The organism is Streptomyces sp. LE64 (genome assembly GCF_052606915.1).
On sequence record NZ_CP199708.1, the window covers coordinates 6,739,993 to 6,762,584 of the forward strand.

Annotated in this window: 17 protein-coding genes; 9 read left to right on the top strand and 8 right to left on the bottom strand. The window is 73.0% G+C overall.

Translation table 11 applies throughout. The features are described 5' to 3' along the window. The 6 genes from ACSMX9_RS29630 to ACSMX9_RS29655 form a co-directional block, all read right to left on the bottom strand. Positions 1 to 1,023: a FecCD family ABC transporter permease gene (locus tag ACSMX9_RS29630; RefSeq protein ID WP_445398693.1), complete on the bottom strand. Its 1,023-nt coding sequence runs from the start codon at positions 1,021 to 1,023 to the stop codon at positions 1 to 3. Positions 1,024 to 1,033: 10 nt separating this feature from the next. Continuing rightward, positions 1,034 to 2,077, bottom strand: a complete 1,044-nt coding sequence (locus ACSMX9_RS29635) for an iron-siderophore ABC transporter substrate-binding protein (RefSeq protein WP_445398695.1) — start codon at positions 2,075 to 2,077, stop codon at positions 1,034 to 1,036. Between the two features lie 250 nt (positions 2,078 to 2,327). Continuing rightward, positions 2,328 to 4,643: a protein translocase subunit SecD gene (secD, locus tag ACSMX9_RS29640; protein WP_445398697.1), complete on the bottom strand. Its 2,316-nt coding sequence runs from the start codon at positions 4,641 to 4,643 to the stop codon at positions 2,328 to 2,330. Positions 4,644 to 4,787: 144 nt separating this feature from the next. Beyond that, on the bottom strand, positions 4,788 to 5,186 hold the full coding sequence (locus ACSMX9_RS29645) for a hypothetical protein (protein WP_445398699.1): 399 nt from the start codon (positions 5,184 to 5,186) through the stop codon (positions 4,788 to 4,790). Positions 5,187 to 5,364: 178 nt separating this feature from the next. Beyond that, on the bottom strand, positions 5,365 to 6,933 hold the full coding sequence (locus ACSMX9_RS29650; RefSeq protein ID WP_445398701.1) for an FAD-dependent monooxygenase: 1,569 nt from the start codon (positions 6,931 to 6,933) through the stop codon (positions 5,365 to 5,367). Further along, positions 6,930 to 7,814: an NAD(P)-dependent oxidoreductase gene (locus ACSMX9_RS29655; RefSeq protein WP_445398703.1), complete on the bottom strand. Its 885-nt coding sequence runs from the start codon at positions 7,812 to 7,814 to the stop codon at positions 6,930 to 6,932. The genes ACSMX9_RS29650 and ACSMX9_RS29655 overlap by 4 nt, the downstream gene beginning before the upstream one ends. A gap of 348 nt (positions 7,815 to 8,162) precedes the next feature. Between ACSMX9_RS29655 and ACSMX9_RS29660 the strand changes: the two genes are divergently transcribed. The 8 genes from ACSMX9_RS29660 to ACSMX9_RS29695 all read left to right on the top strand — a co-directional run bounded on the left by ACSMX9_RS29660 (position 8,163) and on the right by ACSMX9_RS29695 (position 19,124). Next, the gene (locus tag ACSMX9_RS29660) at positions 8,163 to 11,417 is read left to right on the top strand and encodes a ferritin-like domain-containing protein (protein ID WP_445398705.1); all 3,255 of its coding nucleotides are present in this window, start codon (positions 8,163 to 8,165) and stop codon (positions 11,415 to 11,417) included. Between the two features lie 95 nt (positions 11,418 to 11,512). Then, entirely contained in the window at positions 11,513 to 13,237 is a 1,725-nt protein-coding gene (locus ACSMX9_RS29665; protein WP_445398707.1) for a sensor histidine kinase, read from the top strand. A 50-nt stretch (positions 13,238 to 13,287) separates the two neighbouring features. After that, entirely contained in the window at positions 13,288 to 13,953 is a 666-nt protein-coding gene (locus ACSMX9_RS29670) for a response regulator transcription factor (RefSeq protein WP_366113085.1), read from the top strand. A 321-nt stretch (positions 13,954 to 14,274) separates the two neighbouring features. Then, complete coding sequence (locus tag ACSMX9_RS29675) at positions 14,275 to 14,508, top strand: hypothetical protein (RefSeq protein ID WP_445398709.1); 234 nt, start codon at positions 14,275 to 14,277, stop codon at positions 14,506 to 14,508. A 231-nt stretch (positions 14,509 to 14,739) separates the two neighbouring features. Continuing rightward, positions 14,740 to 15,747 carry a saccharopine dehydrogenase gene (locus tag ACSMX9_RS29680; RefSeq protein ID WP_445403136.1) on the top strand — a complete coding sequence of 336 codons (1,008 nt, stop codon included), beginning with the start codon at positions 14,740 to 14,742 and terminating at the stop codon, positions 15,745 to 15,747. Continuing rightward, complete coding sequence (locus tag ACSMX9_RS29685; RefSeq protein WP_445398711.1) at positions 15,744 to 16,373, top strand: TetR/AcrR family transcriptional regulator; 630 nt, start codon at positions 15,744 to 15,746, stop codon at positions 16,371 to 16,373. The genes ACSMX9_RS29680 and ACSMX9_RS29685 overlap by 4 nt, the downstream gene beginning before the upstream one ends. A gap of 61 nt (positions 16,374 to 16,434) precedes the next feature. Continuing rightward, positions 16,435 to 18,306 (top strand): hypothetical protein, encoded by a 1,872-nt coding sequence (locus tag ACSMX9_RS29690; RefSeq protein WP_445398712.1) that lies wholly within the window; start codon positions 16,435 to 16,437, stop codon positions 18,304 to 18,306. Positions 18,307 to 18,422: 116 nt separating this feature from the next. Beyond that, positions 18,423 to 19,124, top strand: a complete 702-nt coding sequence (locus tag ACSMX9_RS29695) for a lysophospholipid acyltransferase family protein (RefSeq protein ID WP_445398714.1) — start codon at positions 18,423 to 18,425, stop codon at positions 19,122 to 19,124. Here ACSMX9_RS29695 and ACSMX9_RS29700 read toward each other — a convergent pair. Together ACSMX9_RS29700 and ACSMX9_RS29705 are read right to left on the bottom strand one after the other, a co-directional pair. Further along, positions 19,091 to 19,753 carry a class I SAM-dependent methyltransferase gene (locus tag ACSMX9_RS29700; protein WP_445398716.1) on the bottom strand — a complete coding sequence of 221 codons (663 nt, stop codon included), beginning with the start codon at positions 19,751 to 19,753 and terminating at the stop codon, positions 19,091 to 19,093. The two genes, ACSMX9_RS29695 and ACSMX9_RS29700, sit on opposite strands and share 34 nt — an antisense overlap. 165 nt (positions 19,754 to 19,918) lie before the next feature. Next, complete coding sequence (locus ACSMX9_RS29705; RefSeq protein ID WP_445398718.1) at positions 19,919 to 20,662, bottom strand: helix-turn-helix domain-containing protein; 744 nt, start codon at positions 20,660 to 20,662, stop codon at positions 19,919 to 19,921. 255 nt (positions 20,663 to 20,917) lie between these two features. On the opposite strand from ACSMX9_RS29705, the gene ACSMX9_RS29710 reads away from it, so the two are divergent. Next, positions 20,918 to 22,504, top strand: coding sequence for an ABC transporter substrate-binding protein (locus ACSMX9_RS29710; protein ID WP_445398720.1), 1,587 nt, complete (start codon positions 20,918 to 20,920; stop codon positions 22,502 to 22,504). Positions 22,505 to 22,592: the final 88 nt, after the last annotated feature.

The following is a 22,592-nucleotide window of genomic DNA, read 5'->3' on the forward strand; positions in this document are numbered from 1 at the left end:
TCACAGCGCGTGCCTCGTCCGACGCAGGGTCACCAGCAGCGCGGGCGCCCCCACGAACGCTGTGACCACGCCGACCATCAACTCCTGGGGGCGCAGCAGCACGCGGCCCACCACGTCCGCCACCAGCAGCAGCGTCGGCCCCACCAGCACGGCGAGTGCGATCTGTCCGCGGTGGTCGGCTCCCACCAACCCCCGCACCACGTGCGGGACCGCGAGCCCCACGAACGCGATCGGCCCCGCCGCGGCCGTGGCCGCCGCGGCGAGGAGCACCGCGGCCCCCCAACCGAACGCCCGGGTCAGCGCCGGGTTGGCACCCAGGGAGGTGGCCGACTCGTCGCCGAGGGCCAGGGCGTTGAGCCCGGGTGCGACCAGGACCGCGACCAGCAGGCCGACCCCCGCGAACGGCAGCACCGTCCACAGCACCTCGTAGTCCCGGCCGCCGAGCGCCCCGACCACCCAGTAGCGGTAGTCGTCGAAGGTCTGCGGCCGGCTCAGGGTGATCGCCTGGACGTACGCCATCAGCACCGCGGTGAGCACCGCACCGGCGAGCACCAAGCGCACCGGACTGGCGGACGGCCCGCTGAAGCCGATGGCGTGCACCAGCACTCCGGCCACCAAGGCCCCGGGCAGCGCCCACCACATCGCGGAGGCGGCCCCCGTGGCACCGAGGAAGGCCGTCGCGGTGACGACACCGGCCGCGGCCCCCGTGTTGACCCCGAGCAACCCCGGCTCCGCCAGCGGATTGCGGGTGATGCCCTGCATCAGCGTGCCGCACACCGCCAGGCACACCCCGACCAGCAACCCGAGCAGGGTGCGCGGATAGCGGCTCTCCACGACGGTCGTCACGTGCTCCCCGGCGTCCCCGGACAGCACGTCGAGGACGTCGCCCACGCCGGTGTGCATGCTGCCGAACATCACACTGGCCGCCGTCGCGGCCACCAGCAGCAGAGCGGCCGCCACCAGGCAGGACGCCAACCGCAGGGCGCCCGCACGGCGGACCGGGGGCCGGGCCGTGGTCGTCATCGAGTCGGCCCTACTTTCCGGACTTCTCGATGGCCTCGTCGATCAGCGGCAGGTAGCGCTCGATGCTCCACGGCACCGTCAGCGGGTTGATCATCGAGGAGGCCGTCACGAACGGGTTGTCCACCCCCGCGACGACCGCACCCTTCTTGATCGCCGGAATCGCCCGGTACAACTTCTGCGCCTCGATCTCCTTGCGGTTCTTCGCATCGGAGTAGAACGTGAAGATCAGGTCGCTCTCGGCCAGCTTGTGCCCGTTCTCCAACCCGATGAGCGCGGAGTCGGTGCCCTCGACCTCCTTGAAGGTGTCCGCCACCGGGTCGGCCTTCAGTCCCAGCGAGGAGACCACGGCGACCCGCTGCTCCTCGGTGCGGAACACGCCGAGCGTGCCGGGGCCGGTGTTGTAGACGTACGAGAAGGTGTGGTCCTTGTACTGCGGGCGGCTCGCCGCCGCCTTCGCGAACGTCTCCTCGATGTCGCCGATGAGGTCCTTGCTCCGCTCCGGCGCGCCGAGCGCCCGGGCGACGATCTCGATCTGCTCGTCCCAGTTGGTGCTCCACGCCTTGCCCGGGTAGGCGACGGTCGGGGCGATGTCCTTGAGCACGTCGTACTGCTTCTGCGTCACCCCGGACCAGGGCGCCAGGATCACGTCCGGCTCCAACTCGGCGATGGCCTCGATGTCGAGGTTCTCCCCGCCGGTGAACTGCTTCGGGAGCGTGTCGCCCTTCTTCTTGACGGCCTCGTGGATCCAGGGCATGTACCCGGTCCCGTCGCTGCCCCACTCGTACCGTTCCATGCCGACCGGGGTGTGACCCAGGGCGATGGCCGTCTCCGTGGAACCGTGCCCGAGGGTGACGATCCGGCGGGGCCGTTCGGTGATCTCGGCGGTGCCCAGCGCGTTCTTGATGCTGACCGGGAACGCCCCCTCGCCCTGCTTTCCTCCCGACGCCTTCGGCTCCTCCTCGGAGGAGGAGCACCCGGTGAGGGCGAGGACGAGGGCGGCGGCCGGGACGAGGGCGAGCGCCCGCAGGCCCGAGCGGGCGGAGGTGGAGAGCATGGGGGATTCCTCTTGTCGGACGGCAGGGCGCGGCGACGGACGCGCCGGTACGGCGTCGAGGAACGACGGCTCGCGGACGCGCCCGGTCCGGGGCCGGGGGAACTAAGGGGACCCTAAGTCTTTGTAGGGTGAACATCAAATCCGGCCAGTGTGCATCTGGCCGTCCCTGTGTCCCTGCCGTTCCCGGGCGCCCACCGCCCGGGAACGCCGGGCGCCGGGCCCCACGGGGGAGCCCGGCGCCCGGGGCGGATCAGACCACCGCGCCCGAGCGGTCCCGGTCCCGGGGCCGCACCCTCGGTTCCCGCCGCTGCTCGGGGCGTCGGGTCTGGAGGATCACCGACAGGGGCAGTGCGGTGAACACCGTCGAGCCGATCCCGAGGATCACCCCGGCGAGCAGCGCCACGGAGAAGTCGGCCAGCGAGTCCCCTCCGAGCACGGCGAGGGCGACCAGTACGAACAACGCACCCATACCGGTGTTCACCGTCCGCGGCAGGGTCTGGGCCACCGCCCGGTCGGCCAGGTCCGGCCACGCCCCCCGGGGTTCGGCACGGCGCAACTCCCGCAGCCGGTCGAGCACCACCACGGTGTCGTTCACCGAGTAACCGACCACGGTCAACAGCGCGGCCAGGAACACGCTGTCCACCGGCTTGCCGAGCCAGGCGAACAGCCCGATCACCAACAGGACGTCCTGCACCATCGACGCGACCGCCGCCACCGCGAACGTCCAACGGAACCGCACGGCGAGGTACAGGAGCTGAGCCGCGACGGCGACGGCCAGGGCGATCAACGCATGGGTGCGCAACTCGCTCCCGAGGCTGGGGCCGATCTGGTCGTCGCGCACCACGTCCGCACTCCCACCGACCTCGGCGAGCGCCGCCTTCACCTCCTGCTGCTCGTCATCGCTCAACTCCCCGGTCCGCACGGTGATGTCGCTGTCGCCGGAGGTCTGCACCACCGCCCGGGGGAAGCCGGCGTCCGCGACCGCCTGCCGCGCGGTGTCCGCGTCCACCGTGCGTTCGGTGGCGTACTGCACGAGGCGACCGCCCGTGAACTCGACCCCGAACTCCAGGCCGCGCACCCCGATCCCGGCGAGGGCCACCAACAGCAACCCGCCGCAGACGCCCAACCACCGGCGCCTGCGGTGCATCAGCCGCGGCGGGCGCTTCTCCAAGCGCGTGCGGACCCTGCCCTTCAGGGTCATGCCCGTCCAACCGGGCCGCCGCCGCACCGCCCCCCGCTCCAGCGCCCAATCGGCGAGCAAGCGGGTGATGAGCATGGCCGAGACCAGGGAGGCCAGCACACCGATGGCGAGGGTCACCCCGAAGCCCTTCACCGGCCCCGTCGCGAAGGCGAACAGCAGCCCGGCCGCGAGCAGGGTCGTCACATGGGAGTCCGTGACCGCGCTCCACGCCTTGCTGAACCCGATCTGCAACGGCCGGCGCAGATCGGACTTCCGGGAGGTGGGCCGCAGGTACTCCTCCCGCGCCCGCTCGAAGACCAGCACGTTCGCATCCACGGCGATGCCGATCGCGAGCACGAATCCGGCCAGCCCCGGCAGGGTGAGGGTGGCCCCCAACGTCACCACCGCGGCGTACGAGATCAGGCCGTACAAGCCGAGGGCCACCGTCGCGAGGAAGCCCAGGAGCCGGTAGACGACCGTGATGAACACGCCCGTGCACACCAGGCCGATGATCGCGGCCATGGCACTCGCCCGGATCGCGTCGGCACCGAGCGTCGGACCGACCGTGCTCTGCTCCACCGTCGCCACTGGTACGGGCAGCGCCCCGCCCTTCACCAGCGCCGCCAGATCCCGTGCCTCGTCCGCGCTGAAACCTCCGGTGATCTGCGCCGTACCCCCGGTGATCCCCGCCCCGCACGGCACCGACTGGTCCATCTGCGGCGCCGAGACGATCGCGTCGTCCAGCACGATCGCCACCCGGCGCGCCGGGTCACCCGGCGCCTTGCAGGCGGCTTCGCCGGTGATCCGCGCCCAGTCCTCGCCCGCACCGCGGTGGAACGACAGGGCGACGGTCCAGCCCCGTGCGCCCTGGGTGTCGAGACTGGGCTCGGCGTCCTTGACGCCCGCCCCGCTGAGCGCCTGCGGGCCCAGCTCCAGATGGGTGCCGGGGGCGTCGGGGTCCGGCAGGGTCCGCGCGCCGCTCGCGTCGGGGGCGCCGGAAGCCTTCTCCGCCGCGCCCACCACCGGGTGGAAGGTCAGCTGCGCGGTGCGGCCGATCACCTCGGCGGCCTTGCGGGGGTCCTGGACCCCGGGCAACTCGACGACGATCCGACGTTCACCGGAGCGGGCCAGCGACGGCTCGGCGACCCCGAGTGCGTCGACGCGCTGCCGGAGCACTTCGAGGGCGCGGTCCGTGGCTGCGGCATCCGCCTTGACGGTGGGGGAGTCACGGGTCTCCAGCACGATGCGCGTGCCGCCCCGGAGGTCCAGCCCGAGCCGTGGCTCGGTGGTCAGGGCGGCGAGCAGGGACAGGGCGACCACGGCGAACGCGGCGAGCGCTCGCCAGAGGGTGGCGCGGGGACGCCGCGCGGGGGAACGAGAGGTCATGAAGGCTCCACGGGCTGTCACACGGGCACCGGTGGAGCCCGCGGACACGCAGGACACGCACGGCACGGACCCGCACCGCGCGCGGGGACGGGAGACGTCGTCCCGCCGGTCCGGGACAGGCCGGGGACCGGGACGGCGGACGTCTCAGACGTCGACTGCTCCGGGAGGAGGGGGTGCGCGGGTGCTGCGCGGGTCGGAGGGCGGCGGCGGAGGACCGCGCTCCCGCCGTACGGCGAGGACGGCGCCGGACAGCACCGGCGGCTCGTGGACGAGGGCCACGGGGCCCCCGGGCGCCGGCGGCAGCAGGACGGGCCGTCCGCCGTGCTCCCCGACCGCCACGAGGAGTGCGGTGGTGACGGGGTCGTCCAGCGGTTCGGAACGCACCGGGGCGGGAACCCCTTGGCCGGTCCGCGTCTCCACGACCGCCGTGGTGACGGGGGCGCCGGAGGCGGTGGCGGGAACGGTCCCGACGAGGACGAGTAGGACGCCCCACAGGAGGGCGGAGAGGGCGATGCGTGCCGTACGCCCTGAACAGTGCCGCACGGTGCCCTCCCCTCGTCCTCGGTCCGCTCCGTGGCCCGACGGCCAACTCCCTGACGTGCGCGGCACCAGCCTAGGCGACGCGACGGGGCGTCTCGGGGTTCCTCCGCCCGGCGCCGGCGGTGGCCTCGTCCCGGCCGCCTTCATGACCCGCTTTGGCCCCTTGGTGGAGTGACTGACATCACATGCGACGGGACCAGCGGTCCAAGTACCTCCTCACCGCCGCCACCTCGTCGACCCCGGTCCGCAGCCCGATGTGGCCGTCGGGCCGCACCAACAACAGCGTGCCCTCCGCAAGCGTGCGGCGCTCTCGCCCCTCAGTGCGGACCGTGTGGTGCTCCAGCGGGAGGGCGTACCGGTCCGTGAGCGCCCGCAACCGACCGCCGGTCGAGCCGTCGCCCCCGTCGTGCGGACCGATGCGCAGCAGCGTCCAGCGCCGGTACGACAACAGGTCGTGCAACGATCGAGGGACTCCGGCGCCGGTGGTCACGGGGAGGTCGGGAAGGCGGTCGCCCGGCCTCGGGCCGCCCAGCACACCACGCCGCCCGGTGGACAACGGGCTGCCCCGGTGGTTGCGGGAGAAGTCGCTGAGGCGGTCGGCTCCGCGGCGCACCACCCGGTCGCTGCTCATCAACGGGGGCATCAACATCCGGATCGCGGCCAGCATCGCCCGGTTCGGCGGCAACTCCACGACATTGCGCCGCATGGCACGCATCACCGCTTCGGCGGTCCGCCGTTGCTCCTGGTCGTAGCTGTCCAGCAGGGCGTCCGGGGCCCACCCGCGGTGGACCGCTGCGAGCTTCCAGCCGAGGTTGTGGGCGCCCAGCAGACCGGTGTTGAGGCCCCGGCCGCCGATCGGCGCCCATACATGGGCACTGTCACCGACCAGGAGGGCACGCCCCTGCCGCAGGCGGCCCGCGATGCGGTCGTGGAACCGGGCTCGGTTGGCCCACCGCGGTTGCGAGGGCTCCAGGCTCACCTCCGGTTCGCCGGTGGCCGCCGCGACCACCGCTTCCATCTCCGGGACGGTGGGCGGGGTCTCCACCGTGGGATCCGGATCGGGCAGGAAGGCGTAGAAGCGGGTGGTGCCGCCGGGGACCGGGCCCGCCACCAGGGTGACCTGGTGGTTGATGAAGATCTGGGTCACGTCGAGCCGGGACGGCTGGCCCCACCGGGGGCGGGCGTTGAGTTGCACGCACTGGAGGTTGGTGCGGCGCTCGCCCTCGAAGGGAATGCCCAGTGCCTTGCGGACCAGGCTCCGGGAGCCCTCACAGCTCACCACCCACCGGCACCCCACGGAGGCGACCCGGCCGTCCGGGCCCCGGAGGTCGACTTCCGCCCCGTCCGTGCGCAGGCGTACGCCGACCCCCTCGGTGGACCACCGCACGTCGGTGCCCAACTCCTGGAGACGACTGCGCAGCAGTCGCTCGATGGCGTCCTGCTCGATCGCGAGGGGACCGGGAAAGGCGGTGTGCTCCATCTCCATCTCCTGGATGCCCGCGACCCTCCCTCCCACCCGGAACTCGCCCTGCCGCAGGCACAGTCCGTGCTCCACCAGCGGGGTGGCGCAGCCGAGGTCCCGAAGCGCTTCCTGGGCCCGCTGCCAGATCACGCTGGCCCGCGGCTCGTGCTTGGTGCCCGCCCCCTTGTCCACGATCAGGGTGTCGAGGCCGTAGGTGCGCAGGGCGATCGCCAACGCCAGTCCGGTCGGACCGGCTCCGATCACCACCACGTCCGGGTGGCCGCTCACACCGGGCTGCCCGCTCGGATGAACTCGACCAGACGGGCGTAGCTGTCGTCGCCGTGACCGGCCTCGACCGCGCGCCGCGCCAGCCCCTCGAAGACCTCGGGCAGACCCGATCTGACACCGCGCAACTCGCTCGCGTGCGTGAGGACCTCCATCGTGCGCAGATGGAGGTCGAGGGTGAAGTCCTCACCGGGGTAGCTCTTCGCGTCGATGTGGGGGGCGTACGCGTTCATGAACGCCCGCACCGAGCCCATCCACCGGTCGGCGACCCCGGTGTACGCCTGGGCGCTGACCCCGCCGCCCGGCCCGTCCGCCCCGATCAGCGCCACCGCGTGCAGCCAACCCGTCAGCGTGCCCCACATCTGGCTGAGCAGGGCCGTGTCGTACACGGACGGCAACGCGGGGTCGGCACCGACCCGGAGGGGCTCGCCCAGCGCGGCGAGCAGCTCGTGGTGCTCGTCGAAGACCTCCGGCGGACCGCCGTACAACAACAGGGACTCCGCGCGGCCGATCCCGGGGGGAGTCGTGAGGATCACGCCGTCCAGGTAGGCGGCGCCGGCGCGGTCGACCAGTCCCGCCACCTCCCTGGCCTGCACGGGGGAGCCCGAACTCAGATTGACGACGGTGCGTCCCCGCAACTGCGGCACCAGCGGGTTCAACACCTCCTCCACGGCGTCGTACGACGCCAGGCACACCACCACGACCGGACTCGTCATGACGGCCGCCGCCGCCGTGGGTTCCTCCCGGGCACCGTCCTCGACCAGGTCGATCGCCCGGCCGGGGGTGCGGTTCCACACCGTCGTCGGATGACCGGTGGTCAGGAACGCGCCCGCCAGGGCCACGCCCATCGGTCCCAGGCCCAGGACCGTCACCTTGGTCCGCATCGCTTCCCCTCCTCGTCCCTCGCGTACGAGAACAGATCGGACATTCCCTCGCCCCGCCTCACGGAACCGGGAACAGGGATCGCTACCGAACGTAACGGCGAAGGCGGGGCGCGTGTGCCCGCGGTGCGGTCTTGTAGCTCGAAAGAAGTACTGATGATGCGGACCGTCCCGGTGTGGGCAGGCTCCCCGGGTGATCGACCATCTCGGCCCCTGCACAAGGGTGTTGACCAGCGCCTCTGCCGTTCCTCGGCCGTCGTCCGGGCTTTGGGCACCACGCCCGTCCCCACCGACGGAGGCCGCCCCCGGGAACCTCCCGCCCGCACCCCGATCCCTGCCGGAGGCCGTCGGATGAGCGTGTTCGACCTGCCCCGGATCCACTTCGCCGGCACCGCCACCACGCGGTTGCCCACCGGCCCGCGCTGCGGGCTGTTCGACCTCGCCACGCACCGGGTCCACGACGACGACGGGCCGTTCTCCCCGGACCGTCCGCCCGCCGAGTACCGGGACTTCCTCCGTGCCCGCGGCCCCCGGTTCGCCGCGGACGGCCGCCCCGACCCGCAGGGCCCCCACAGCGTCGCCGAGGGGTGGGACTTCGTCGGCAACGGGCACTTCTGGCTGGACGCCCGTGTCGTCGGCGTGGAGACCGGAGCGCCGGCCGACCCGGCACACCCGCCGATGGAGTCCTCCGAGGACCCCGTCGTGGGCACGAGCGTCGACCTGTGGGGCCACTACAACCCCTACCTCCAGACCACCGTCAACCGGGCGCGGATCTTCGACCTCGACCCCGCCTCCCGCTGGACGGCCACCCTGATGGTCGGCCTGTTCGGGCTCGGCCGCCGAGGCAGGTCCCACGACGGGGGCTACCTGCTCACCGGCGGCGTCGAGGGCTACCAGCCACCCCGCTGGGTCGGCTTCCGGCAGGTCCGGGACATCGGCGAGGGCGTGCTCCCCGACCTCGCCGCCGACCTGCGCTACAGCGCGGTGCACCAGTTCGCCGTGGCGCACGACGCGCTCGCATGGCTCCCCGGGGCCGAGGACTCGCCGGCCGTCGCCGCACTGCACGCCCTGCGCTCCGACACCGCCGGGCTGGTCGTCCAACTCGCCCTGGACTGCATGGTTCCGCCCCACGGTCCGGGCACCTTCACCACCTGGCGGGTCCGCGGCACCATCGCCCCCTGGCACGCTCACGAACCACGCACCCACCCCGCGGGACGGCTGCTGGTCCCGGTGCCGAACGGCCCCCTGCGCCAGCTGACCGTGCAGGTGTCCGAGGGACGTGCCGCCCTCAACGCGATCACGGCGGTCCCCCTGGCCTCGCGGAGCGCGCACCCCGACGGCACACGGCGCCCCGGCCCCCGTCTCCACGCCGGCGACCTCGAACTGCGCACGGCCGTGACCGGCCGGCTCATCGCCCGGGTCCCCGCCACCGCCTACGCCGCCCGGGACCACCACGGTCCGGTCACCGTACCCACCACCGACCAGTGGCGGGCCGCGGACGAGGAGGCCCTGCACCTCGTCCGCGCGACCGACCGGGACGCGGAGGTCATCCTCACCGAACGGGAGACGGTCGTCCACGTGGACGACCCCTTCCTGGTGCTGCACCACCGCGACGCGACCCGGGAGGAGGACCACGAGCAGGTCGTCGAAGTGCGCACCCACCACCGGGGGCGGCCGGCCTCCGCCACCGTCCACGTCCGCCAGTACCACAACCCGCGCGCCCTGCCCGGCGACCCCGTCGCGGGCGCCCCCCACGCACGCTGCGGCGACACCGTGCTCCTCGGCACCCGCGGGGACGGGGCGTACGGGCCCGGGTGCAGCGTCACCACCGACGCCGCCGGACATGGCCGCCTCACCCTGCGCGGAGAACGCGCCGGAACCTGTCGCGTCCTGCTCGCCACCCGGCCGGACGACGCCCCGCCGGTCGATCCGACGGCAGCCGGCTCCGCCTGGACGGCCCACGACGACGCGGACGCCCTCGGGTACTGGGGCGGGGTGGACCACCTCGCGGTGCGGGTGCTGCCCGACGACTGGCACCTCGACCGGATCCCCCGCGAGGAGGTCGACTTCGCCCTGCTCCACCGCGAGGTCCTCGCCCCCTACGAGCACCTGTCCTCGTTCATGCGGACCGAGGTCTTCTCGCTCAGCGACCGGTGCAAGATGGAGACCTACGCACAACTCGCCTGGCAGATGTGCGATCCGGACAACCGCTCCCGGACCTACTACATGCCGCCCACACGCGACCTCTCCGATCCGAGGGCCCGGCTGTTCCTCGCCTTCCTCCGCAACCAACAGGCCGGGAGCACGCCTCCGCCCACCGCGCCCGCCGTGCTGCCCACCGAACCCGCGATCACCACCCGCACCGAGTTGCGGGCCGCGCTCGCCCAGGCCGCGGCGCTGGAACTCTCCGTCATGCTCCAGTACCTCTACGCCGCCTACTCCGTGCCCACCCACGGCGCGGGGCTCACCCTGGTCCGCCGCGGGGACTGGACCACCCGGCAACTCGCCCTCGCCTGCGGCTCCGGCGGGGAGAAGCTCCACGACGGCATCCGGGGCACCCTGCTCGCCGTCGCCCGCGAAGAGATGATCCACTTCCTGCTGGTCAACAACATCATCATGGCGATCGGCGAACCGTTCCGGATCCCCGACGTCGACTTCACGACCATCAGCGCCGAACTGCCGGTCCGGCTCGACTTCGCCCTGGAGCCGCTGAACCTCGGCAGCGTCCAGCGCTTCCTCGCCATCGAACAACCAGCGGCACGCACCCCGAGGATCGCTCCCGGCCCCGCCGGCCGGACCCGCCCGCCACACTTCACCTGGGGCTCGATCAGCGAACTGTACGCAGGCATCCGCGAGGGGCTCACCCGGGTCCCGGACCTCTTCCTGGTCGACAAGGGCCGGGGCGGCGGCGAACACCACCTGTTCCTGCGGGAGAGGACCAACACCGTCCACCCCGACTACCAGCTGGAGGTGGACGACCTGAGCAGCGCCCTGTTCGCCGTGGACGTCATCACCGAACAGGGCGAGGGCGCCGTCGACGACGGCAGCCCGTCCGACGGGGCCGAACCCTCCCACTTCGAGTCCTTCCTCAACATCGAGGACGCCCTCACCTCCGAACGCGTGCCGGGCCCGCACGGGCGTCCCGTCCCCTGGGACCCGGCCTATCCCGTCCTGCGCAACCCCAGCCTGCGCCCCGGAGACGGCATCCGCACCGAGATCACCGACCCCACCGCACGGTCCGTGGCGACGCTGTTCAACCGCTCCTACCACCTGGCGCTCCACCTGATGGCGCAGCACTTCACCCAGACCCCCGACGCCAGCCTGCGCCGCTCGAAGCTCATGAACGCCTCGATCGACGTCATGACCGGGATGATGCGTCCGCTCGGCGAGCTCCTGGTCACCCTGGACTCCGGACGCCACGGTCGCACCGCCGGGCCCACCTTCGAACTGGACGCCCCGCCCGTCCCCCCGTCCCGCCCGGACGTCGCCCGCCGCGCGCTCGCCCTGCGCTTCGCCCACCTGGCCGCGGACGCCCGTCGCTGCCCGCCGGTCCCCGACAAGGTCGTCGATCTGATGGCCTTCTACGCGGACTTCTTCCGGGACTGAGCCCGGTGCCGGGTCGGCGGGGCGCGACCTTGGTCGTTGCGGCGCGAAACGAAAGGGGGAGGTGAACGGTGCCGCGGCCGCTCTAGGGTGCCGCTGTGAACACGTTGCGCAGGACCCGACCGATGGCCCGGGCCGCTTGGAGGTGGTTGGCCGCGCCCGAACCGCGGGAGACGGCGTCCACCGGGTTGCCGGTGGCGGAACGGGGCGCCGCCCGGGAACTGCTCACCGCCCTGGCGGCGGCCCTGCTCGTCGCCGGGGTCGAGGAGGTCCTGGACAGCGGCACGGTCGTGATGGCCGCCTCGGCGGCCGGCGCCTTCGCCCTGTGGCTGCTCAGACGGCGGTTTCCCGCCACGGTCCTGGTCGTGCTGACCGGGCTCGCCGCGCTCGTCGGCGGCTTCGCCGCGATGGAACCCCTGATCGCCTGGTCGGCGGGGCGCCGGATCGTCGCCGCCGGCCGCGCCCTGGCTGCCTTCTGTCTCGCCTACGTCCTCTACCTCGGCATCGGGCTGACCGACCTGGAGGTCCTGGCCGTCAAGTCCCCGGTGGCGCTGGTCCTCATCGGTTCCCTGGCCTTCGTCGCGCTCACGGCCGTGCCCGGCCTCGCCAGCCGGTACTGGAGCCAGCGCCGCACCCTGCTGCACGCCCTTCAGGAGCGCAACGCGCAACTGCTGTGGGAACACCGGATGGTCGCGGGGCAGGCCCGGCTGCTCGAACGCCAGCGCATCGCGCAGGACATGCACGACAGCCTCGGCCACCAGCTGGCGCTGATCTCCGTGCACACCGGTGCCCTGGAGGTCGATCCCGGACTCACCCCGCGGCAACGGGAAGCGGTCGGCGTGCTGCGCAACGCCTCGGTGAGCGCCATGCACGAACTGCGCGAGGTGGTGGGCATCCTGCGCGACGGCGTCGAGGCCCCGCCGTGCGACACCGTCGCCAACCGCGGCATCGCCGGGCTGGACGCCCTGGTGGCGGATGCCGGGCGGACCGGCAGCACCGTCCGGTTGCGGCGCAGCGGACCACCGCGCCCGGTCGCCCCGGCCGTAGGGCACGCGGCCTACCGGATCGTCCAGGAAGCCCTCACCAACGCGTTCAAACACGCGCCGGGCGCCGCGATCGCGGTGGAGTTGCGCTACGAGCCGGACTCCCTCGTCGTCGAAGTGGTCAGCGCGCCCGCCGTGCGTTCCCCCGCCGATCCGGTCGTCAGCGGACGGCAGGGACTGACCGGGTTGCGGGAGCGGGCGCGGCTGGTCGGCGGCATCGTGCACGCGGGCCCCACCGACCGGGGCGGCTTCCGGGTCGCCGGCGTCTTCCCCTACGGCACGGCGGAGCCCACCGAGCCGGACGCGCCCTCCGGCGTTCCGGCCCTCGGCCCCCTCCCGGCCCACCCGGGGGCGCTCTTGCCGGCCGCCGGGCACCCCCGGGCGTGGCCCGTTGCGCCTCCGGCGCGGCGGCTCAGCGGCTTCGGGCTGGGCTGCGGGATATCCGTGGCGCTCGTGGTGGCCGCGCTGGCCGCGGTCGTCGTGGGCGCCGTGCTCCTGGTGCGGATCGGCAACGAGGAACTGGTCGCTCCCTCGACCTACCAGCAGATACGGGTGGGGACGCCCGAACAGGAGGTGCGCGACCGCCTGCCGTCCGAGGACAACTTCGTCCACCGAGGTCTGGGCGGGAGGGACGGCGCCCCCGCAGAACCCGCCGACGCCACCTGCCTCACGCTCTCCTCGTCCGGAACGAGCAGCTCCTGGGGCACCGAGGCCGTTTTCCGGTTCTGCTTCCGGGACGGCACACTGATCGAGAAGAAGTCGTTCGAGGTGGAGCTGTAGCCGTCCACCGCACCGGAGTGCGGTGGGGCACGGCAGTGGGGGAGACGGTGATGGTGGAGTCGGGGGTGCGGGTCGTCATCGCGGACGACGAGCCGCTCATCAGGGCGGGCATCCGCCTGATCCTCACCTCGGATCCGGCGATCGAGGTGGTGGCGGAGGCGTCGAACGGGCGGGAGGCCGTCGACCTCACCCTGTCCCACGCACCCGACGTGGTCCTCCTCGACATCCAGATGCCGGTCCTGGACGGGCTCGGCGCGCTCGGTGAGCTCCGCACGCTTGCCCCCACGACCCGGGCCATCGTCCTGACGACCTTCGGGGAGCGGGACAACGTGCTGCGCGCCCTGGAGTCGGGTGGCGCGGGGTTCCTGCTGAAGGACACCGCGCCGGCCGAGCTGATCGGTGCGGTGCGTGCCGCCGCCGCGGGGGACGCCTATCTCTCCCCGGCCGCCACCCGGCACGTCGTGGACCGCCTCGCCTCGGGCCGGGCCGCGGCCCGAGGCGAGGCGGCCCGGGCGCGCGTGGCCACGCTGAGCGACCGCGAACGGGAGGTGCTCGCCCTGCTCGGCGAGGGGCTCTCCAATGCGGAGACCGGGCGGCGGTTGCACATGAGCGAGGCCACCGTGAAGACGTACGTGAGCCGCATCCTCGCCAAGCTGGACTGTGACAACCGGGTGCAGGCGGCGCTGCTGGCCCGGGACGCGGGGCTCGGCGCCTGACCCTCCCGCAGGCGGGGTCCGCCGTGCGCCCCGACCCGCCGGATGCCCGGCCCCGCTCGCTCGACACCGTCGTCACGACCGTGTGCCGGGCACGCCCTTCCACCGGAATCCGGGCCCCAAACCTCGGGCCGACCTCATGGAACGACTGACATCCGGGCGGGGAGCGACCCTTCGTCGGACCGAACTCCCTGCTGGTCCAGACCTCTTGTGCGGCTTCGAACGGCGCCGATACGTTTCCCCTGATCGGCGGAGGCGGGTGAGACGTGCGCCTCCTCTTCTGATGAAACATCACTTCTGTTGCATGACAAGGGAGTTGTTTCGATGCTGAAGCGTCTGGGTGTGATGGTCGGTACCGCCGTGGCGACGGCCGGCCTCCTCTTCGCGAGCGCTCCGTCCGCGGCGGCGGACCCGTTCTTCTTCCCGCGCAGCCACCACTCCTCGCTCGCCGAGTGCAGGGCGGCGGGGGACGCCGGCCGTCACCTGTGGGGCGTGCTGTACCTCTGCCGCCCCTTCGAGGGGAAGCCCGGCGTCTACGTGCTCTGGACCCGCATCTGATCCATCGCCGACGTCGACCCGACGGGGGTCGTCCGCGCCTTCGGGCGGGGGCGGCCCCCGCCCCGTTGCCCGCCGTGTTCCCGGGTCCGGGCTGCGCGAAGATGGAAATAGGTCGTGTGACCTATAGTGGGGGGCGTGAACGAAGAACCCCGAGACGAACTGATCCACGACCCCGAGGGGCCGGTCCTCCTCGTCGGCGGCTACGGCACCGTCGGCACGGAACTGGCCCGGATGGCGGCCCCCCGCTGGCCGCTGCTGCTGGCCGGTCGGACCGTGGCCCGTGGCGAGGACCTCGCCCGGCGGACCGGCGCCGCCCTCCTCCCGTGGGACCTCGCCGACCCCCGCCCCGTGTCCACCCGCGTCCGCGCCGTGGTCACGGTCGTCAACGACCCCGACGACCGGGTGCTGCGCGCCGCCGTCCACGGCGGAGTGCCCTACGTCGACCTCACCCGCTGGACCGCCCGGCTCCAGCGGGCGGCCACCGTCGCCGCCCTGCTGCGTCCCACCGCACCGGTCCTCCTGTCCTCGGCGTGGATGGGCGGCGTGGTGAGCCTCGTCGTCGCCGACCTCGCCCGCACGCTCGGCGGCGCCGACAGCGTGGACGTGGCGATCCGCTGGGACCAGAACGACCGCGCGGGCGTCGACTCGGTCGAGTTCATGGACCGGTTGGGCCTCGACTTCGAAGTGATCGAGGACGGGCAGCGCCGGACGGTGATGCCGCTCACCGACAGCCGCACCGCGCACATCGACGGAACCGACCTCCGGGTCGCCCGGATCGACACCCCGGAACAGTTCACCCTGCCCCTCACCCTCGGTACCGTCACCGCCTCCACCCGCATCGGCTTCAGCTCCGCCCTCTCCACCTCGGCACTGCTCGCGGCGAAGCGCCTCGGGTTCTTCCGCTGGGCACGGGGCGAACGCTTCACCCCCCTGCGCCGCTCCCTGCTCCACGCCCCCGGCAACGGCGGCACCGCCGCCCTGCGCGTCGACGTCACCCACCGCGGGCGCACCGGGAGCGCCACCGTCACCGACCCCGCAGGCCAGGCCCATCTCACCGCCGTCGGCGGCCTCCTCGCACTCGACCGGGTGCTCGGCACCGACGGTGCGCCCGCCCCCGCCTCGGTGGCCTTCCCCGAACAGACGCCGCTGCCCGCGGCGTTGGCCGACCGCCTCGCCGCGCAGGGCGTCACCCTGGAGAAGACCGTCGAGGCGCACGGGACGCAGGACCGCGCGGCATGACGGACACCCCGGCGGGCACACCCGCCCCGACTACCCGCGCCACCGGCAAGGGCGCACGCAAACGCGGTGAACTCCTCGACGCGGCCGAACACGTCCTGCTCGCCTCCGGCTACGCGGACCTGTCCATGCGAGCCGTCGCCACCGCCGCCGGGGTCCGGCTCGGGCACCTCCAGTACTACTTCCCGGCCCGGTCCGACCTGGTGGCCGCCGTCCTCGACCGTGTCCTCAGGCGCTCCCTGGACCGGCTGGAACCCCTGCTGGCCACGGCTGCCGACCCGGCCGGAGCCGATCCGAGCGCATGGGTGGCGGCACTGTTGGAGGACCAGGAGGACCCCGCCCTGGTACGGCTGTTCACCGAACTGTGGGCGCTGGCGGCCCTGGACGAGACGGTCGCCGTCGCCGTCCGCGCCTTCTACACCGCCTACCGCGACCAAGTCGCCGCCCACCTCGGCGGCCGACGCCCCGACCTACCGGCGGACGAGTGCCGGGCCCGCGCCGAGGTCTTCGTGATGCTCGTCGAGGGAGCCTCGCTGTTCCGCTCGGGAGTCGCCGCCCACCGTTCGGCGCGGACGGACGCCACGCTGATCGCCACGGCCGCCGCCCTACTGACCGCCCGGGACCGGTGACCGCGCGGCGGTGCACGGGCCGCGGCCGGTGCACCGCCGCGGTCGCACGATAATACGGGGCGTGAGCGACTTCCCCCTGCCCCTGCCGCCGGACCGCGTCCCGGAAGGCGCCCGTGACTGGCGCACGCACGACACCGTGCAGTGGGCCGCCGCCGGCCCCCCGCGGTGGACGCACCCCCTGTGGTCCATCGGCGCGCTCCTCCTCGCCACGGTGTGGAACATCGCCGCAGCCCCGGACGAGGCGTGCACCCCGGACCAGCCGTGCGGCACGGCATGGGCCTACGTGGCGCTGTCCGTCCTCGCCCTGGTGACGCTGTACTGGATCGCCCGCCAGCCCCGACTCGCCCTCGTCGGCCTGGCGGTGACCGGAAGTGCCGCGGCGTGGGACGCCGGCGTCGGCGAGCTCGTGACCGCGCCCTGGGACCTCGCCCTCCTCGCGGCCTGGGCCTTCGCCCTCGTCGGCCTCGTCCACCGGCTCGCCGCGGCCGGTCGCCAGCGCGCGCTCGCCGAGACGGCGGCGGGACCCGACCGACACGCACTGCCCCCCGAGGCACGGGCCTTCTCCCGGGGCCGGTTCTCCTTCGCCCTCGCCTCCGTCCTGCTGGCCGTCGCGGTCCTCGCCTTCTGGCGCGCCGAGCAGGTGGCCGGAGCCTACGAGACCCGGGCCGCCACCGCCGCCCGGGTCAGCGCGGAGGTCACCCGCGCCGAGGTCGACGACGAGGACGTGTCCCTCCTGCACGTGGCCCTGCCGGACGGCGGCACCCGCACGGTCGAGGCGCTCTTCCCCGAGGACCACCCGGTGGGCAGCACCGTCGAGTTGGTGGTCGACGGGGAGTGGGTCCGTCTAATCGCCGAGCCCTACGACGTCTTCGGCTGGGAGGTGCTGCTCCTGGTCACCGCCGTTCCCGGCGTGGGGTTCCTGGCCAACGGCACGGTGGGGCAGCGGCGCCACCGCCGACTGGACACCGACCGCCTGCCGGTCCTGCGGGTCCTCGTGCGGGAGGGCCGCGAAGACGGCCGCACCTATGTGTACGCCGCCGACGACCTGGCCGCTGCGAGGCCGGTCCTGAGCTTCAACTCCCTGTACGTGGCGGGCCCGCAGGACGTCGTCCCGGAAGCGGAGCACCGCGGGCCCGAGGAGGAGGCAGCCACCTGGGAACGGCAGCGGGAGGAGATCGTCGCGGCCTTCCGCGGCACCGGGCCCGCGCCCGAGCTCCGTGAGGCGGTCCTCTTCGGCGTTCCCCGCACGGGGGACGAAGCGGTCTTCCTGGCACCCGCCCAAGGCGGCACCGACGTGGCGTTCGAACGCAGCGTGACCCCGGTCAAGCCCGTGGCCCCCGGCCCCCTCCGCGGCCGCCGCGGACCGCGCCGGAGCACCCGCTCCGCGCACCGCAGCGCCGACATCGCCCGCACCATGACCCCCGGGGCCCGCCCCCTGAGCTGGTCCGCCGACCGGGACTCCCGACTCGTCGGCGGATTCCTCCTGCTCGTCCAGGGCGGCGGCATGTGGGCCCTCCTCGACGACGGCTTCTCCTGGCAGTGGCTCCTCCTGCTGCTCGGGGTGCCCTGGCTGGTCCACTCGGTGTCCACCGCCCTCAACTGGCGGGTCACCGCGGACCGCGACGGAGTCTGGGCCTGCGGACCGTGGCGGGCGCGCCACCTCCCGTGGGACGGGATCGCCACCGTCCGGCACCGGGGCGACGCCCTGACCATCGAACGGCGCGGGCAGGACGACGTCGAGTTGTCCCCGGTGGGGTTCCGCCGCCGGGAATCCTCCTCCGCCGCCCGCGCCGCCGACACCCTGCGCGCCCTCGTGGACCATCCCCATCTGCGGCCCACCGAGGCGGCCGGTCCGGGGGAACAGGGCATGCCGCTGGGGCCCGTGGTGGTGGCGACGGCGACCGCGTGGGCCTTGATCGTCCTCCTGCTGTGAGGACGTGCCTGCGCACCCGTGCGGCGGTGGCCGGGGCGATCTGAGTAGGCGTACTCACGTGACGGTGCCGCGGCCGGTCGAAGATGGGGCCACACCACCAGGGAGGGAACCCGTCCATGCTCAGCCACCTCGCCGCCGCCACCGTCCCCGCCGTGGCACGCCTGACGGTGACCACGGACCCGGGTGCGAAGGTGCGGCCGGGCAGCATCGTCATCGCCAACCACACCTCCTTGGCCGACCCGGCGATCGTCCTCGCCGCCCTGCACGGACGCGGCATCAGACCGGTCGTGCTGGCCACCGCCGGACTCTGGCGCATACCCCTGCTGGGGGCGGCACTGACCCGGGAGGGATTCGTGCCCGTGCGCCGCGGCGGCCCCCGCGCCGCCGAGGCGCTCGACGGCGCCGCTGCCGCCCTCACCGCCGGCCGACCGGTCCTGCTCTACCCGGAAGGCGGACTACCGGTCCGTGACGACTCGGGGGAGGCGGCGCCCGGGCCCTTCCGCAGCGGCCTGTGGCGCCTGGCCACGAGCACCGGGGCCCCCGTCGTACCGCTCGGGCAGGCGGGCGCCCGCCGCCTGCTCTCCGGAGGCCCGGCCAAGCACGCCGCCGGCCTGTTCACCGCCCCGGTGCGGCGGCCCGCCCTGCACGTCCACATCGGAGCACCCCTGCACCTGGAGGGCGACCGGGCCGCTGCCACGCAGCGGGCGCACCGGGCGCTCACCGCCGCGTGGCGCACTGCCGTCGAGCACGTCGGCGGCCGGGACCGGGCACCGGCGCCGACCGGTCACCCCGGTTCCTTCCGCCAGACCAGCGTGTAGCGCCAGAACACCCGGCGCCGCAGCCGGGCACCGGGCAGCTCCCGACGCGCGTCGCGGACGACCTCGGCGAAGGTCATCACGGCCGGACGCACCGGAGCGGTCATCGCCACCGGGCGCGGTACCCGTCGACCACGGTTCTTCCACACCGCCATCAGCACGTTGAGCGGAACGGCGACCGCGCCGAGCACCCGGTCCGCCGGGGAGGCCGGCCGGGCCACGCCCACGATCACGAGCGTGCCCCCGGGCGCCAGCAGGCGACGGAAGCGCGCCAGGGCCTCGACGTGCGGCAGATGATGGGCCACGGCCACGCAGGTGATCACGTCGAAGGCACCGCAGGCCGGCTCGACGAGTGCGTCCCCGCAGGTGAAGGTGATCGGCGCGTCCGGTGCGGTGCGCTGCCGCGCCTGCTCCACGAGGGAGGCGTCGGCGTCGATTCCGTGCACCGAGCGGGCCCGCGTCGCGAGACGTCGAGCCAGGTCACCGCTGCCCGAACCGACGTCCAGGGCGGTGTCGAAGCGCGCCGGGAGTTGACGCAGCAGCCAGCGGTGGTAGTGGGCGTTGTGGTCCCAGGGGCGGGCGGAGTGGAACCGGTCCAGGGCCTGTAACGCGTCGGGCAGCGGATTCCTCATGGGGCCAGTGCACCACAGGGGACGGAGCGGCTCGCAGGCCCGGCAGGGTCGACCGGTGCGCCGTGCGGACCCGCACGTCCACGCGGCGCACCGGTGCGGCGGCCCGTCCCCTGGCCCGCCGCGGTCACGGCCGCGCCCGGTCGGGGCACGGCCGCAGGTCCTCGCTCAGACGGCGTGGTGGATGACGACGGAGATGACCCGGACCTCCTGGTCGGTCATGTTCCGGTACTGGTGCGGGGTCGCCGAGTCGAAGGCCAGGGAGTCACCGGCCTCCAGGACGTAGGTCTCGAAGCCGATGTCGGCGTGGAGCGTCCCGTGCAGCACCAACTGGTACTCGCGCCCGTCGTGGCGGATGGAGGCATGGCTGTCGGTGGAGCGTCCGAAGGGCTGGTAGACGACTTCGAGGAAGTCCACCTGCGCGTCCTGCTGGGGGGTGAGCCGCTCCCAGCGGACCCCGCTCGCCAGGTCGATGGTGCGGCGGCGTCCGTGCCGCTGCACCACCGGTTCGTCGAGCGGTACCGGAGCGCCGTTGCCGCGGGCGGCCTCGTCGCCGTCCGCCTGCGGGGCGGCCCGGTCCGCGAGGACGCCGTCGACGGTGGAGGCCGCGCCGGGGCCGGCGAGCGCGAACCGGGGGAGCGCGTCGACCTGGCGTTCCTCGTGGCGGCGGAGGGAGACGGGGGAGGAGACGTCTTCACCGACTCCGAACAGGTAGTCGAGGGAGATGTCGAGCGCGTTGGCGATCCCGTAGATCACGCCCGCGGACGGTGCGGTCTGCCCCCGTTCCACCTGGGAGATGAGGCTGGCCGAACACCCCGCGAGCCGGCCCAGCTCGCGCAGGGACAGACCGCGCTGCGTGCGGACCTTCCTCAGTCGTGCCCCGAGTCCGGGGCTTCCCCCCGCTGGCTTCATGACGCCTCCCGCTTCCGTGAGGGCGATCGGTCCGGCCGCCCCGACTCATCGTGCACAACATGCGGACTGTAGAGAAGCGTGCACCGCTGTACAGCATGGTCGACATACTGCACGGTTGTCACCCATCCGAGGCGAAGAAATCGGACTTCATGCGTCTTTGGTTTATCCCTTGACAAGCTGGCTGCACGCAGCGTGCACTATAGCGCACAAGCCCCGCTGTGAACGGGCCCACAGACCTGTGTGGAGGTTCTTGCTGTGAACGACAACGGACAGTCCGCCCCCTGGGGGCGGGCACACCGCACCGGGCCAAGAGCCGGGGGTGCCCGACTCGGCGGCGCCCTGCTGACCATCGCCCTCGCCGTCACCCTCACCGCCTGCTCCGGCGGTGGCGGCAGCACCACCGGCAGTACCGGCACCGCCAAGAAGTCGGGTGACGGGCCGAGCGGCACCCTCCGCATCGGCACCAACCAGCAGTTCGACGACTGGGATACCGTCAACAAGCAGAACAGCACCTTCAGTTCGCTCGTCTACGAGCCGCTGATCAGCGTCGCTGCCGACGGCTTCACCCTGGAGCCGCAACTGGCCACCGACTGGAAGGAGTCGGGCCTGCGCATCGACTTCACCCTCCGCTCGGGCGTGGTCTTCCACGACGGCACGCCGTTCAACGCGGAAGCGGTCGTCAAGAACCTGGAACGCATCCAGAAGCAGCCGAGCCAGTACCGCAGCCAGCTCGCCGCCATCAAGACGATGACGGCCGTGGACGACACCCACGTGCGCATCGAGCTCAAGGAAGCGGCCCCCAGCCTCATCAACAACCTCGCCCGGCTGGGCATGTTCATGGTCTCGCCCAAGGCCCTCGCCGACGGCACCTGGAAGACCAAGGCCGCCGGCACCGGCCCGTGGCAGTTCGACGCGAAGTCGTCCACCAAGGGCCTGCGGACCGTCGTCACCTCCTTCGACAAGTACTACGACAAGAAGTCCGTCGGTCCCGCCCGCGTCGAGGTCACCCAGATCAACGACCCGGACAGCCTCTACAACGCCCTGCGCGCCGGACAGCTCGACGTGGTGTGGACCTCGCCCCCGCTCGCCGCCCGCGCGGACAAGGAGGGGCTGAAGTCCACCTGGTTCCCGTCCGTCCTCTGGTACCTCCAGATGTACGACACGGAGGGCGTCTTCAAGGACAAGAAGTTCCGCCAGGCCGTGTGTCACGCGATGAACCCGCAGGACTACATCGACGCGGCGCTCGGGGGCAAGGGCAAGACCCCGCTCCAGCGCTTCCCCGAGGGGCAGCCGGGCTACGACCCGTCGCTGAAGGGCTACCCCTTCGACCTGGAGAAGGCCAAGCAGCTGATGGCCGAGTCCAAGGGCCCGAAGTCGTTCACGCTCATCAGCTACGACACCCAGCGCACCATCGCCGAGCTGTTCAAGAGCCAGATGTCCAAGATCGGTGTGGACGTCAAGCTGGAACTCCCCAACTTCCCGCAGTTCCTGAGCACCTATCAGAACGGCAAGTACCCGGCCGCGATCCTCTCCGACGGCTCCCGCTCGGGTGCGTACGACTACTACAACCGCAAGTTCGCCGCCGACGCTCCCGGCAACCCGATGAAGGTCGAGTACAAGGAGCTGGACGCCGCCGCGGAAGAGGGCCTCACCGCCAAGACCCCCGAAGCCCGCGAAGCCGCCTGGAAGAAGATCTCCAAGGTGGTGAACGACGAGGCGCTGGGCTGTGGTTACTTCGACTACTCGGGCTTCTGGGCCTACGACCCGAAGAAGGTCGACAACATCGTCTCCACCACCAACGACGTGGCGGTCTTCCGCTACAAGGAAGTCAAGGTCCTCTGACCTCCCGGTCGGCCCGTGAGCCCCACCCCCGGGCCGTCCTCCACGAACCCCCTCCGGTTGCACCGCCGTTCCGCACGGACGTGCACCG